Here is a 14,244-nt window from a genome sequence, read left to right as displayed (position 1 = left end):
GCTCGGATCGGAAAGGGGCCTGTCTATCTCCGAATAGGGGAGGTCCTCAACGTCCTTCTTGATCTGCATCTAGATCATGTGAACATGCTTCTTGTCGAACTCCCTGATCTTGCCTGCTCTTTGTGAAGCTGGCCTACTCCCGATCGATGCCCCTGTCCGTGTCCAGATAGAGAGAGTCTTGCTGGGGTCCCTTCAGCACCAGAAGGGGCCTGCCGAACATAGGAACGGAGTTGAGAACGGCATAGTCCATCCTGCTCTCGTCCAAGTACCTGTGGAGCGCCCTGAAGGTGAGGAAATCCATGAAACCCTCGAAGACGGATGCCACCGGATTACCCTGTTAAAATCGGTCATGGGATGCGCCGGTGGCCCCTTGGCTGCTTCGTAAGGTGATGCACGGGCGATGCACAGTAGTTGGCGGCACTTGACCGGGTATTTATACCCTTTGTGAACAAGGATTAAACCGAAGGGGCCCTGACAGTGTCATAAAGAATAAAAAGCATGCCGAAAAACCTTCACACAGAAGATTATAGTGAACTGAACATCAGGTCGTTTGTGCTGCGACATGCACTCTGGTTCAAGGAGAACCTGGGCATGGAGGAATCCATAAACTTCGTTCGGGCAACCCTTAAGGACCGTCCCGCGCTAAGGGAAGAACTGATAAAGTTGATCAGAGGAGACTGAGCGCCCCACACCACCAAGGGTCTGCCCGGTCTCCGGCTTCCTTTGCCTTAGCTATTACCCTTGCATGGGAGATTCCCCTCCCCGCGTCCCCAACGAGGTACCTTTCAGGTACCATAAAGCTTACTTGCAGATAAAATTCCTCGAGAGAATTCCCATCACATCTCGCCACCTTGCTTCCAGTTGTCGGTCCCGGCCCGGCAGGGAGAAGGACTGCCCGATACACTTCCGCAGAAAAAGTCGTCCTGGAGGCACAGTTAGGATACAAGCTAAACTTGTGCTTGCCTGTTGCCCAGAGATGGGCTTTCTTTGGAATATTAAATGGCCGGCAATCTGATGGGTGCATCCTTGGCCGCTACAAGGAAGGATATGCTAAATTTTATTACCTGGACGGGCTTCATAACTGCGACTGTCATCTTGACGGCAGCCTACTATGCACGGATGCTATCTGCCCATTACGGGATAGGCATCATGGATCGTCTCACAGGTCCAAACGGACAGGGCAAGGGAGGTATACCTCCCTTGCCCCATCGTCAGAAGGGCAAATTGGTCAGATACCTGAGGGATCATCCGAACTTCTCTCCCAGCTCCGGATATATCTGGCCGCTGATCGAAGGAGCAGGGCAGAATGGGACGGAGTTGCACTTGGAGAACCGTTGACACGCAAACAGGGTGGAGAGCTTCTCAGGGAGAGGTTTCTCGTGCAGGGCCTAGAGCCTCCAGACAGTTCTCAATTGGACGAACTTTGGGGCCGCTGCTATCCCTGATCGAACTGGGGTACCCAGCTTCTGGAACCTTTGGTGCAGGCGCGCCCCTTGACTAAATTTTTCAGGCCTCTGGGAGAACAGGGCGGACTGCCCTCCAAGAGTTGGAAGTCGTTCCAGATTATGTGATAGAGCCATGGATAGGTTCGCTCCGTACATCCATCACACCATTGTTGCCGTGTTTCCACAATTCACCTTTTCGCGAGGGAAATTTCTATCAGTGGGGGTATCCGAGCCAAATGGAGGAATGAGAATCGACGTTAAAACCGGACACGGCCAAATGAGCAAGGTATTGCAGATACCATCCTATAACTAAATTCAAGCAGAATGAACAAAGAAAATTACGACTACCTCAAAGACCAGATTTTCTATGCTGGCTTTGGGAACAAATTGCACGAAGCCCTCCAATCAAAGATTTCAAGGGGCAAAAAGGAATTCCAACTACACTTCCAGGGAATTGTCAGCGGCCAAACCGTCTCGGCGGAGCTCCAGTTCTCCCAGAGCAGAAAGACAGAGCACTATTTCTTCAACTCATATACCCTCGAAATCCCCGCGGATTCAAAGCAAGGGCCGAGAAAATTCTACGTGAACGGAAGGGAGAGGTTCACCCTAAAGGAGGCATACAACCTGATGTGCGGCCGATCGGTCCACAAACAGTTTACCAACATGAACGGTGAGCCCTACAGGGCTTGGTGCCAGCTGGACACCAAGGAGATGGACATCCAGGGACAGTACAGGATGTCCAAGTTCTACGAGAGTAACGGCTATGATCTTGAAAAGCAGCTGGAAAGGTTTCCGATCCGTGAGATCTCTGATCCGGATTCCCGCAAACGGGTCCTCGAGTCCCTCAAGAGGGGAAACCGGCAGCTGGTCACTTTCGATCTTAGCAGCGGTCCCGAGAAACTGTACGTTGAAGCACTTCCGCGCTTCAAGGCCGTATGCATCTACAATGGAAAGGGTATTAGGCAGGAATTTATTGACGACCGACAGCACGTTCAACGAAATGGCGCAAAGTTACAGGAACAGCAACGGCAGATACAGGTCCGAAGATCGGGTCACAAACCAGGGAAGCCGTGAAACTCGGTTGGCTGCTGGCACTGGGAAATTTCCTGCCCCGATCGTTTCGCCGTTTGGAAATGGATCCCAGGGTTTCATGCCGCCATATGGCCGTTTTTCCTGCCCTTTTGGGAACGCACCTTGAAAACGGACCGACAGGTCCGGTAAGCATGTTCGGAGTCCAGGGGGCGACGATGTCCAAGATGTCACTGGCCTCCTACTTCAGCTGCCTCAGGGACCTCCACGATCTGGGATATGTTCACTATGTGCGTTTCTTTGACAGGACTAGGCCGAGCAGGATCTAGTTAAGGGGGCTGTGGCCCGAAAGGATCAAGGGAAAGCAAGCGCATGGGGATATACCTTGCAAGGGTGTCCAGGGGGGTCCGTTGGGCTTGGTGATATATCCATGAACACTGGATCCCGGATGTGGTGGGCAACGTTAATCCTATACCCAGCAATGGACTTATATTGCTATCTTTGTTCAAGATGATCAAGAAGGAAACAATTGAAATGGTCCTGGACGCAGCTCGGATTGAAGAGGTGGTGGGGGAGTTCGTAGACCTGAAGAAGCGGGGCACCTCGCTCATAGGCAACTGTCCTTTCCATAACGAAAAGACCCCTTCCTTCCATGTTTCTGTCTCCAAGGGCATTTACAAATGCTTTGGGTGCAGTGCGGGAGGGGATTCCCTGAAATTCGTCATGGAACATGAAAAGTATTCATATCCCGAGGCTATCCGCTATCTGGCGAACAAATACGGTATCCCCGTTGAAGAAGAGCAGGTTAGCCAAGAACAGCAGCAGGTTCAGGGGAAACGCGAGAGCCTCTACGTCTTGAGCAAATGGGCAGGCAGATATTTCGCCGAACAGCTACTGGAGACCGAGCAGGGAAGGAACATTGGCCTGAGCTACTTCCATGAGCGGGGCTACCATGAGGAGACCATTAGGAAATTTGAACTGGGTTATTCCCCGGAAAACTGGACGGCCCTCGTGGACTCGGCCAAAAGGGAGGGACACTCCGCGGAATACCTCCTGGAGGCTGGCCTTGCAATCGAGCGGGAGGACGGTTCGCTGTATGACAGGTTCAGGGCACGCGTTATCTTTCCCATCCACAACTTGACCGGAAGGGTTATAGGATTTGGGGCCAGGACCCTAAAGACTGACAAGAAGGTGCCCAAATACGTTAATTCTCCTGAATCGGACATTTACCACAAGTCAAATGTGCTCTATGGAATACATCTGGCCAAGAGAGCTATAGTGGACAGCGATGCGTGCTACCTGGTGGAAGGGTACGCCGACGTCATCTCCTGCCATCAGGCGGGGGTCGAAAACGTGGTAGCCTCCTCGGGCACTTCTCTTACCACTGGCCAGATCAAGCTCATAAGAAGGTTCACGCGCAATGTGGTCATCCTGTACGACGGGGACCAAGCTGGGATCAAAGCATCCATCCGAGGTGCCGAGATGTTGCTCGAGGAAGGCATGAACGTCAAAGTGCTGCTCTTCCCAGACGGGAACGACCCCGATTCTTACATCCAAAAGCACGGTCCCTCCTCATTCCGGGCCTACCTGGAGAAAAACGAGGAGGATTTCGTCTTTTACATGACCAGGGTCCTGCTCGGCGAGGCTGGCCATGATCCGATCAAGCGGTCAGAAGTTATCCGTGAGGTTGTAAAGAGCATCTCCCTTATCCCAGATGAAATCAAGGTCTCTGTATACATACAGCAGTGCAGCAGTCTCCTCCAGATCGAGGAGAGGGTCCTGTTGACCGAGCTGAACAAGATGAGGCTGGAGCGTGCCAAGAATGTCTCAAAATCGGCCCAGGGACCGTCTGCGGAAAGTAATTCCCAGATCCCGGACGATGGATTCATCCCTGCGGAAATGCTCGCAGCAATGGAGTCGCAGGGCGTACTTCCGCCAAAACCTGGTAATCCCGAGTCCTCCGAGGTCCTTATGGAACGCGAACTGGTAAGGGTGCTGCTGAATTACGGCAGGGAACAGGTGACCTGGGAAGGGGACGCAGATCTCCCGGTTGCACCGTACCTTTTGGCAAGTCTGGAGGATATCACCTTGAGTGACCATGTGAGCAGAAAGATCGTTGAGGAGTTCCGTGCTCACTCAGAGCGTTTCGAGGTGCCAGAGGCCAGGTATTTTTTCTCCCATGCAGATCCCCTGGTGGCCAAAATGGCGATAGACTGTTTGGCAAACAGGTATGAGGTGAGTCCGAACTGGAACGACGACAAGCGAAAGATATTTGTTCCCCAGGAAAGGGACCAGTTGAAGGAACTCGTGGTACAGCTGATCTACAGGATGAAAAAGATCAAGGTCGAGGTGGAGATGGAAAGGTTCAGGGAGGAAATTAAGGCTGAACAGGATCCGGCCAACCTGCAGATCCTCCTGGACAAGTACCAAAAGCTCAAGGAAGCTGAAAAGCTACTTGGCGGGCTGTTGGGAAATACCGTCGTAAAGTGAACTCCCAAGTTTCTCAACCCTAGGATTTTTTGACCCTTTTCCAGCCCTTGGTGAGGCCCGCTGCCCTTGATTGACGGCAGGATAGAACCGCCTCCGCCAGTTCCGTGGAAACCAGGGGTTTGGAAAGCACGCGGTCAAAGCGGTCTTCGGTGTCCTCTCTTCCTGTATAGAAACTGTCCCTGTTCTCTGAGGTCAAAGCGAGGACTGGTAGGAATTCCCTTTCCTTGCGGACCATTCTCAGGGCATCCCATCCGTCAGGTCCGGGCATGTGCAGGTCGGTCAGGATGAGGTCAACGGGATTAGCAAGGGTGAAGTCCACGGCATCACTGTTCAGGAATACCCTGACATTGCCAAACCCTTCGTTGAGTTGAGACATATAGAAACTGTTTATCTTGTTGTCCTCAATAATAACCATCCTGATGTCCTTAGGGATGTACGAAATGCTTTTTGGCCCACTGGTGGTCTATTTTTATTCCATCTTTGGCCAGTCTGACCTGCAGCGAAAAGTTGATCCTCTGCCCGGTGTGCTCCGCACCGTTATCTTTCCGTCGATCTGTTCTGCCAGTAGCTTACTGATGTACAGGCCAAGGCCGAACCCTGTGGCCCGAGAGTTTTCCCTAATCCTGTAGTACTGGCGGAAAATGTACTTTTGCTGATCTTTGCTGATACCCGTTCCAGTCACCTCCACCCTAACTTGGAGAGCTGGGTGCCCGTTGCTTTCCGAGATTCGGACTGAGATCGAAACGGTCCCCTTGGACGTGTATTTTATGGCATTACTGAGCAGGTTTGATACTATCTGCTTTATCCTGAACTCACAGCTATAGATCTGGATTTGCTCTGCTATGGCGATGTCCGTGGCAAGGTCCAGCCCCTTTTTGTCTGCAGCGTACTTCTGTACCTGTATTAACTGTCCGATCAATCGTGCAGGATGGAAGAATTCCTTGGTTACAGAATGGCCGATTGTTAATGCCAATAGTAATGTGGTATTTCAATAACTTGTATGGCCCGCCCATGAGGAAAAGGCTTACAGACACAAGGTGCCAAATTGGGTGTTTTTTCAATTTAACCGTACCGAACCTGACCCGGACGGCCTCCCTTATTCGGGCAAGCCCAGAACCGAGATGGAACACTTCACCGCCGGTTGTATGGAAACCATCGCCTTTGTCGATGGCGGTGACCGTGGCCTTGGTGCCCTCTACCTTCGCAACTATCCTGATATGGGTGCCATGGGAGTGTTTAAGGCTGTTGTTCCGCAGTTCCTGACAGATCCTGTAAACCAAAAATTTCTCGCTTTTCATCAAGTTGTTTTCCGGACCATATAACTGGCCGTCAACCTTAATGCCCCCGTTCTGGAGCTTTGCCTCCATCTCGCCCATGGCACTCTGCAATCCAAAGTCCAGAAGCGTCTTTGGAGAGAGCTCATAAGATATCTTTCGGATTTTCTGTATGGCCTCGCCCAATATTCACTTGGTCGGGGTAATGTCTCCCAGGTGCGCCTGGTGCTGGGACAGAAAGTGCTGTAAATTCAACCTGGCGGCATACAGCAGCTGGCCCACTTCGTCGTGAAGGAGCCTCCCTATGCGCTCCCTCTCCGCCTCAAGTTCTTCATTGAGGTCTGGAGCTACCTGCTTTCCGTCTCCCGGAAATACCAGGATCCTTATCGCTCCCCCCCTGGCGTTCGACGGCAGCACGGAGGTCGTTTTTTTGCCTGCTGCCTGGAACCGAAACATTTAAGAAGTGCCAGAGGGGAGGATTCTCGAGCAGATCCTTGATGCGCTGGGAGATGTTCTTCGCCAGCAGGATGGATAGATCCTTGCCAATGAAACTGCCTTCAACCCTGCCGAGGGGAGAGATGTGGGATATGTAAATTTCCTGGATACTGAGTTCGTCGGTCGTCTCGACCAATGCCCGTAGATTGTGGCCAATCGTCTAAATGTTTTATCGGTCATTCTATTCTTTACCACGAGAAACTTCCCTTTTTCGTTTAATAACTGGTAACAATCGTTAAGAAGCTCAGGCTGCCTGGCCGTGTAAGTCCTCCTCCAGCTATATCCTAGCTCAAAATGGATATAATGAAAAAATATACACTTTAACGATATCCCACGGGATCCCAAATCAATCCAGGCGTAACCCTTGGCAGTAATGGGGATATTGCGTTTCCCATCAGGCCCTGCCTTGTGGGATGGAAGATGGTCCGCCCTGGGACCTGACACTGAATTCTGACAGGTCGGCACTTTCGATCGGATCAGGCAGGGACTTGTTCTTTTCGTTCAGATCCCTCAAAAAGTCCACGAAAACCTCCGGAAGCAGCTCTTTTTTTTCATCCTTGACACTTAAATACACCCTCTCCCCATTCTGAGGGAGATCTTCTGAATAGGTTGCCCCTGCAGAGGGGACGTGGAAATATTCACGAAAAATCTCCCTGGCCGAACATGGCAGAATCCCAATGTTGATGAGCTTGAAGATATGTATGTACTTATCGATCTTTTCTATTATTCTCTGTTTGTCGGTCATATGTAAATGATTTTTGTCTGTTCATCGGTCTATTTATAGTTTGGCTAATGACGCTCTTTATTGTTTGCTCACCCCCTCCACTGGATACTGAACTTTATCAGCAACATGTCGCAATTGCTGTTGAATTCGTGAATGTCATACCCTTTGTAGGTAAATTCCTTCACTTCCTCTATTTTCCTCAGCAGTTCCTCAACCTGGAGGATGGCATCGGACACTACACTGGTCAGCTCCAGTCCCTCTTTAGAAATCGTACTCTTGAATGTCAGAATTTCGGGCATGATGTATCTCCTTTCCTGCATATAACAATCTGCTGGATATATAAGTTTGGGCCGAAGGAAAAATTTTGGACCAATAGGATCGAGCTGTTTGCTCTCTGGGGGTCGGGGTAGGGCTTCATTAGCTTCCTGTCGAAGTTGCCAGGGTTGGTGGTTGCTCAGGTTATGGTGCCTTCCTTTTCGGCCAGAAAGATTTATTGAACTGGTATTTCGGGAATTCATCCGGCTTTTCCTTTCATTGATGAGGATTCTTAAAAAAAATCTCGAGGGGGCCAGGAATGCCGAAGCATCTTGGAGAAAAAGACGGCGAAGTTTTGATAAGTTTTTGAAATTCAGGACTCAGCGGTGATTGGGAAAATGGCCCGATTGGCCACCCGGGACCAGCAGGAGAGATGATCGATATTATTTTTGTACGGAAGTTGCGCCACCATTGAAAAAAATAACTAATTTAACAAAAGCTAAGCGATGCTTAGAAATTTCGTTATGCCCGGGATGGCCAAGTACGCCCCGGGTTTTATTTCCTAAAATCCCCCCCAAGAATGCAAAATCCAATCCGTTCCAAAGTTCCCCTTAACGTCTTTCACATTTGTCCACCAGTCCACGGAGCAATACCTTATGGAACAGCTCAAGTTTTTCTGTAGGGCAAGAAGAGTTTTTTGGCGATGAATTCCTGGAATTCCATGAGATGGACCGCATCCATGTCCTTGGGAAAATAACCAGTGTCCTGGAAATGGGATTCGAGCTCTTTTATCCTTTCCCTGAGGATGCAGTTCAACCTGAGGTTGAAGTCCCTGAAATTACCGGATCTTGATTCCAGGAAGTGTTCAAGGTGGTGGAGGTAGAAAAGTTCAAAAGCTGGGCGGGTAAGGTTGGCAACGGCGTCTGTAAATGCCCTGTCCTCATCATACCTTTTCAAGGGGTTCCTTTTAAGGTCGAAAGGATGAGGGAACAGTCTGAAAACCGTTGTTGTTTTAAAAAGTCTCGTACGTTTCTTGGTCATTAACGGATAGTTTTTTCGGTTATAATTCTATATGACCTGTTGTCACAGGATGATAGCCCATTGGGAGCAGGAACAACGCACAATTGTAGGCATTACCGACCGGGAGGGCTAGAGCAGGGGAAAGTAGGCTGCATCGCCTTTTTTCCCCGAAAGCCTTTCAGGGTAACGATTTGTTCCCCAAAAAGTTTTATTTTATTCGTTTTTATGGTCTTGGTCGAATTCCCGAATCAATCAATCGCTTGTACAGCGGTCCGGAAACATTGATATGGATAAAACGCTACAATGAAATTTTGGAGTATGCATAAAAATAATGCTAAATTTGGTCTGGTACTCAATGAACCAGTGCCGGGATCAGAATTACGGCCCGCTAACTGGCCACTTTCCTATCGACCCAACATGGTTTGTCGGTAGTGTGATGCCTTTTAATCGTTAATTCATCAAATTAAGACAGACAATGAGATCTAAAGTCAAATTATTATTTATGGTTCCCATTCTGACGGTTTTCCTTTCTTCGTGTAGGACCCAGAGTGGTAAGTTCGAATTTTCTGAGCCTTCCGGTACCCTCAAGGTCCAAAAGGGTGAAAAAGTTACCCTAAGATTGAACTTCCCGGACCCGCAGATCGATTCCGTAGTTTATTCTCTGGACGGTGAAGTTCTTGAGGTCAGGACGGACACGAATTCCTTGGATCTCGATACTGACCCGTACGGTTACGGGAACAAGACACTGAGTGCCAAGCTGTACGCCAATCGGTCCCAGGAAATTGCCTACAGGGATATCCAGGTTGTCCCTGTGGCCCCCACCGCCTACTCCTTCGAGGTGTTGAACGTCTATCCCCATGATCCGGCTGCGTTTACCCAAGGGCTTTATTATGACAATGGGACCCTCTATGAGACCACTGGAAGGTGGGGGGAATCTACGTTGAGGAAAGTTGACCTGGCTACCGGCGAGGTTCTTGAACGGGCTGATATGGCAGGAGATGAGTTTGGCGAGGGAATGACCGTGGTCGGGGACAGGATGTACGTTCTGACATGGGAAAACAATCGGGGTCACATTTACGACAAGCGCAATTTCAAACAACTCGGATCATTCGATTATCAGAAGAGCACCAAAGGTTGGGGCCTTACCCATGACGGCAATAGGTTCATAAAATCGGACGGTACGAGCCGACTATATTTCCTAGACCCTGAGAATCTAACCGAGACCGGATCGATCGAGGTTTTTGATGATAATGGTTCTGTTGACAGCATCAATGAACTTGAATTTATCGATGGTAAAGTATATGCCAATCTATATCATGGTGATAGGGATGAGATTGTGATTATCAACCCGGAGACTGGAGTAATTGAAGGGAAGATTAATTTTGTGGGCTTATATGATGGCAAGCGTGCTCCTTATGACAATGAGATGAACGGTATTGCTTATAAGCCTGATACCAAGACATTGCTATTGACTGGAAAGTTATGGACCAAGCTTTATGAGGTTCGTTTAAAGGAACGTTAGATCAATCTATTCTCGGTTGCTATTTTTATTAGCGACATCATATTTTTTGTTTTGAACTTGCTCATCATCCTTTTCCGATGGGTTTCGATGGTGAGCGGGGACAGAAACAATTCCTCTGCGATCTGCACGGAGGTCTTCCCTGAGGCGATCAGTTTCAGGATTTCAGTTTCTCTTTTTGTTAGTTTTGGTAGTAAGGGCAGGTCTGAGCTGATGGGATTGGCAATAATGTCCTGTACAGCTGAACTGAAAACCATCTGTTTGCACACTGCTTGATCGAGGCAATTCTCCAACTCTTCGATATCAATGTTCTTCAACAAATAACCGGACGCGCCGTTTTGCAACAACTGCAGGATCACGCTTCGTTCGGTATGGTTGCTGAGCCCCAAGATAATAACATTGGGTGCTACTCTTTTGATTTCTAGGCATAGATCGATGCCGTTGATGTCGGGCAATGATATGTCCAGCAGGACAATGTCCACAGGGTCGGTTTGGAGGTAGCTGAGCAGGTCGGAACCTTTGGTAAAAGTTGCTGTGACCTCATAGGTTTTGATGCGGTCCAATAGGCTTACCAAGCCTTGAAGAATCAAGGAATGGTCGTCGACAATAGCGATGCTATGGGCAGTATTGTACATTTTCTTTAGGACGAAGGTTAAATATCGCTAAAGATAGCCAAGTTTTCAGCATTTAAACGTTCAATTTTAAATATGCCTGTTTCTGGGTACAAAAATATACCCTATGGCCGGATACTTCCTTTTGGAATCAGGAATTCTACTTTTTCTTTTAGCGGTTCGAATTCTAGTTTTCCGGACTCTTCAATCCTGTCCGGAAATAAAATACCATACAGGTGATCGACCTCATGTTGGAAGATAACTGCTGTAAATCCTTCGACCAATTCTTCTTTCACTTCACCTTTTCGGTCGATATGTTGCAGTTTGATGGCATAGCTGCGTTTTACATCTTGCCTTAGGTCCGGAATTGAGAGACATCCTTCTGCTCCCACACGTGTTAGTTTGGACCTCCAGATAATCTTAGGATTGATATAGAATTCGAAGGGTTCATCTTTTTTGTCCAGTCTCTGCACCCAGATGACATTTTTATTGACACCAACCTGTGGTCCGGCAATTCCGACTCCGGCATGTTCAGGGTCGTTGACTGTCAGTAGCATCCGAGCGGAAAGCTTATCCAAAAGAGGGTCATCAAATTTGATATCTTCAGAAGGTTTTTTCAGGACGGCAAGTTCTTTGTCATCAGTTATCTGATAAACATGCATCTTGCTGTTTTCATCAGCTCCATTTATTAAAGCAATTTCTCCTTCACTGAAGTTCTTTGCCATGCTTTTATTCACGTTACGTTCGTTTTTTGGTCCTTTATATTTCATTTCTCCAGCATCAATTGTAATGCCAGTAAGGATATTTTCCTTTGGAGGTTGTGGACATCTGTAGCCATTGCTATAGGCGCAGTAAGGGTTATAAGCTTTGTTGAAGTCAATTTTGATCTTTCCGTCTTTAATGTCTTCGAGGCTCAGGTCCAGGTATCTGCCCCCCTCATAAGTGGCATCCCCGTTTGTATTGTCCATAAATGGGACAAAAAGATGGTTTTTATAGGTAGGATTCTGGAATAGGGCAACACTTTGATAAGCGGTCAGGGCTACTTTTTGTCCATTAAGCTCAAAGTGGAGAATGCCATATCTTTTGTATTCATTGGATGTTCCATCATAGGTCGGCATGCGGAAGGTCTGTTCATTAAACAGAGGCTCAACCTCAGCGGTTACGACATAATCTGGGTTTACCGGAAAGAACTTGATGAATTCCACTTGATCTTTGCGGAGCGGGCCGAATTCATCCTTTGCCATTTCTTGGATCTGTTTGTCGCGATATTGCTGGATTTCTTGCTCCAAGGACTGTGACCTCACAAAAACAGGGGACAGTAATGTTATCAGATAGATGATTGTTTTCATTTTCAAAATAATATCTATCAAATGTATAGATATTTTGCGATTTATGGGAGGTTGTAATCTAAAGTTTAATTGTAATTTTGTGAAAATTGCAGAGACATGAGAATAATGGCATTTGATTACGGGACCAAGCGGATAGGGTTGGCTGTTTCAGACAGTCTTCAGATTATTGCGAGTCCTTTAGCGACTGTTCACCCTGAAGAGATATGGACTTACCTGGCAGATTACCTGTCCAAGGAGGAGGTTGAGACCTTCGTCGTTGGCAAGCCGCTGCAAATGGATGGGACAGCATCAGAGTCAGCGCAACATGTAGTAGGATTTAAGCGGAAACTGCGCAGAACCTATCCCCATATTCCCATTAAAGAGGTAGATGAAAGATTTACTTCTAAGATAGCTTCCCACGCTATTTCTCAGTCTGGCATGAAGAAACATAAAAGACAGGACAAGCAATTGATCGATCAGGTGTCGGCAGTTTTGATATTGCAGACCTATATGGACAGTAAATCATTTTAAAATGGCATTAAAGGATATTCAATTTTTTCGGAAGATATTGACTTTACAGTTAAGGATAAACAAAAAATAAGGACCTGGATCGCAGAAACAATTAAGGCGGAAGGTTTTAAGCGCGTAGGGGAATTGAGCTTTGTATTCTGTTCTGATGCTTATCTATTGGAGATCAATAAACAATATTTGAACCATGATACTTTTACTGATATCGTGACATTTGATTCTTCTGAGGATGAAGATGTCATTGCTGGAGATATTTTTATATCTGTTGAGCGTATTCGTGAGAATGCTTCAAAGTTTTCAGTTTCCGAAAAGGATGAATTGAACAGGGTCATTATCCATGGTGTGCTTCACCTTTGTGGCTATTACGACAAGAAAAAAGAAGATAAGGCATTAATGACAGAAAAAGAGGATTACTATTTGTCCACTAGGGCTTTTTAGAAATCCTCCTATCTATTTTTGTTTTCCTACGAAGTCATTAAATGCTTTGAAGGCTTCGTTATCAGTAAGGTTGGATCCTGAGTTGATGATTACTTTATATTTAAAATTCACGGATTCACCTGCTTTCAAATTAAAGTTCAGTGTTTCTTTACCTTTGCTGAATTCTTTCTGTCCCAAAGGGTTTGCAGCAAACAGGCCATATCCACGGGCATGCCAATAGGTTGGGTATCCAATATTTTTATTGTTATCTAGAATCAGGATGGATATGGGTTCATTGTTTATTTTTCCCATCAGGTTGACCCAATGGGCTCTTGTTCCCCAAACATCGTCTCCTTCAATTCCTTCACTGCTTCTATATTTTCCAGTTACTTTGTCATTATTGAGCGCTGCGACTTTGGTGGGGTTTCCATTCGCGTCGGTGAATATCTCTGGGTTTTTGGAAGGATGCTCCAGTTCACGGGCTATTCGTATCCCCAACAATCCTTCTTTGTTGTCCGCAAATGATACATCTTCATCTTGGGCGGTTAGTTTAGAATCCATTTCGATAGACCTTTGATTGTCTACTTCACTGAAAGTATATTTCGTAGTTTCCCTGATCAGAGTTTTTCCTTCGGGTGTTTGCCAGTCTTTTTCAACTTCTAGGATGGCACCATCACGGTTGATTTCCTTGTTTTTTACGGCAACATGCTTTATGGTTCCATAATCTTTCTTTTTATCTTCAGGAATTGCTGTTGAATTATTCCAGAAGTCGAGGCCATTTACATTTCCGTAGTTGAACCACATTCCGACATGGTGTGGGTGGTCTACTCTTTCTCCCGGACGAGGATCTAATGGCCATCCTCGCGTAACTAAAGTCCCTTTGCTGGTTCTCAATGGGTATAGGACAGGTTTCATTAAATCATCAGGGTAGATGTACGATGTGAAAGGTTTTCCATCTACCGTAATATCCACTCGTTGTTCATCAGGTCGTTCTGAGATGGCATATTTTTTCTGTGCAACAGAAGTAAGGGAAATGGCACTTAATGCAAGCAAGGAAATTCCTTTTAAGGAGTATTTAAAAATAAGTTTTCTTTTCATTGGACCAAATT

At 47.2% G+C, this 14,244-nt stretch carries 16 protein-coding genes; 6 read left to right on the top strand and 10 right to left on the bottom strand.

From position 1 onward, the window contains the following. Positions 1–1,769: 1,769 nt before the first annotated feature. Together FGL31_RS20815 and dnaG are read left to right on the top strand one after the other, a co-directional pair. On the top strand, positions 1,770–2,519 hold the full coding sequence (locus tag FGL31_RS20815) for a hypothetical protein (RefSeq protein ID WP_138094191.1): 750 nt from the start codon (positions 1,770–1,772) through the stop codon (positions 2,517–2,519). Positions 2,520–2,984: 465 nt separating this feature from the next. Beyond that, positions 2,985–4,964 carry a DNA primase gene (gene dnaG / locus FGL31_RS20810; RefSeq protein WP_138094189.1) on the top strand — a complete coding sequence of 660 codons (1,980 nt, stop codon included), beginning with the start codon at positions 2,985–2,987 and terminating at the stop codon, positions 4,962–4,964. 19 nt (positions 4,965–4,983) lie between these two features. Here dnaG and FGL31_RS20805 read toward each other — a convergent pair whose 3' ends face one another. After that, complete coding sequence (locus FGL31_RS20805; RefSeq protein WP_138094187.1) at positions 4,984–5,379, bottom strand: response regulator; 396 nt, start codon at positions 5,377–5,379, stop codon at positions 4,984–4,986. Between the two features lie 54 nt (positions 5,380–5,433). Then, positions 5,434–5,937 (bottom strand): sensor histidine kinase, encoded by a 504-nt coding sequence (locus tag FGL31_RS20800; RefSeq protein WP_138094185.1) that lies wholly within the window; start codon positions 5,935–5,937, stop codon positions 5,434–5,436. A gap of 76 nt (positions 5,938–6,013) precedes the next feature. Here FGL31_RS20800 and FGL31_RS20795 point away from each other — a divergent pair, with 76 nt between their 5' ends. Then, a complete protein-coding gene (locus tag FGL31_RS20795; protein WP_138094183.1) occupies positions 6,014–6,286 on the top strand; it encodes a hypothetical protein in 273 nt (90 codons plus the stop codon). Between the two features lie 141 nt (positions 6,287–6,427). On the opposite strand, the gene FGL31_RS30150 is transcribed toward FGL31_RS20795, so the two are convergent. From FGL31_RS30150 to FGL31_RS20775, 5 genes are all read right to left on the bottom strand, one after another. After that, positions 6,428–6,655 carry a histidine kinase gene (locus tag FGL31_RS30150; RefSeq protein ID WP_171017747.1) on the bottom strand — a complete coding sequence of 76 codons (228 nt, stop codon included), beginning with the start codon at positions 6,653–6,655 and terminating at the stop codon, positions 6,428–6,430. Further along, positions 6,570–6,869: a hypothetical protein gene (locus FGL31_RS22825; RefSeq protein WP_171017486.1), complete on the bottom strand. Its 300-nt coding sequence runs from the start codon at positions 6,867–6,869 to the stop codon at positions 6,570–6,572. Before FGL31_RS22825 ends, FGL31_RS30150 begins: the two co-directional genes overlap by 86 nt. Before the next feature lie 258 nt (positions 6,870–7,127). Beyond that, the gene (locus FGL31_RS20785; RefSeq protein WP_138094179.1) at positions 7,128–7,478 is read right to left on the bottom strand and encodes a hypothetical protein; all 351 of its coding nucleotides are present in this window, start codon (positions 7,476–7,478) and stop codon (positions 7,128–7,130) included. A gap of 68 nt (positions 7,479–7,546) precedes the next feature. Continuing rightward, complete coding sequence (locus tag FGL31_RS20780) at positions 7,547–7,777, bottom strand: hypothetical protein (protein ID WP_138094177.1); 231 nt, start codon at positions 7,775–7,777, stop codon at positions 7,547–7,549. 601 nt (positions 7,778–8,378) lie between these two features. Further along, positions 8,379–8,753: a hypothetical protein gene (locus FGL31_RS20775; RefSeq protein ID WP_138094175.1), complete on the bottom strand. Its 375-nt coding sequence runs from the start codon at positions 8,751–8,753 to the stop codon at positions 8,379–8,381. A 454-nt stretch (positions 8,754–9,207) separates the two neighbouring features. Between FGL31_RS20775 and FGL31_RS20770 the strand changes: the two genes are divergently transcribed. Beyond that, positions 9,208–10,254, top strand: a complete 1,047-nt coding sequence (locus tag FGL31_RS20770) for a glutaminyl-peptide cyclotransferase (protein WP_138094173.1) — start codon at positions 9,208–9,210, stop codon at positions 10,252–10,254. Here the strand turns inward: FGL31_RS20770 and FGL31_RS20765 are convergent. Together FGL31_RS20765 and def are read right to left on the bottom strand one after the other, a co-directional pair. Next, positions 10,251–10,886, bottom strand: a complete 636-nt coding sequence (locus tag FGL31_RS20765; RefSeq protein WP_138094171.1) for a response regulator transcription factor — start codon at positions 10,884–10,886, stop codon at positions 10,251–10,253. The two genes, FGL31_RS20770 and FGL31_RS20765, sit on opposite strands and share 4 nt — an antisense overlap. A 101-nt stretch (positions 10,887–10,987) precedes the next feature. Further along, entirely contained in the window at positions 10,988–12,211 is a 1,224-nt protein-coding gene (def, locus tag FGL31_RS20760) for a peptide deformylase (RefSeq protein ID WP_138094169.1), read from the bottom strand. Between the two features lie 96 nt (positions 12,212–12,307). Here def and ruvX point away from each other — a divergent pair, with 96 nt between their 5' ends. Together ruvX and ybeY are read left to right on the top strand one after the other, a co-directional pair. Next, positions 12,308–12,721, top strand: coding sequence for a Holliday junction resolvase RuvX (gene ruvX, locus FGL31_RS20755; protein WP_138094167.1), 414 nt, complete (start codon positions 12,308–12,310; stop codon positions 12,719–12,721). 6 nt (positions 12,722–12,727) lie between these two features. Further along, positions 12,728–13,156 carry an rRNA maturation RNase YbeY gene (gene ybeY, locus FGL31_RS20750; protein WP_138094165.1) on the top strand — a complete coding sequence of 143 codons (429 nt, stop codon included), beginning with the start codon at positions 12,728–12,730 and terminating at the stop codon, positions 13,154–13,156. A gap of 12 nt (positions 13,157–13,168) precedes the next feature. Here the strand turns inward: ybeY and FGL31_RS20745 are convergent, their stop codons facing one another. Further along, complete coding sequence (locus tag FGL31_RS20745; protein WP_138094163.1) at positions 13,169–14,233, bottom strand: DUF6807 domain-containing protein; 1,065 nt, start codon at positions 14,231–14,233, stop codon at positions 13,169–13,171. Positions 14,234–14,244 lie beyond the last annotated feature (11 nt).

The organism is Sphingobacterium daejeonense, assembly GCF_901472535.1.
GTDB classification, from domain to species: domain Bacteria; phylum Bacteroidota; class Bacteroidia; order Sphingobacteriales; family Sphingobacteriaceae; genus Sphingobacterium; species Sphingobacterium daejeonense.
This window is presented reverse-complemented; position numbering and strand designations above follow the sequence as displayed.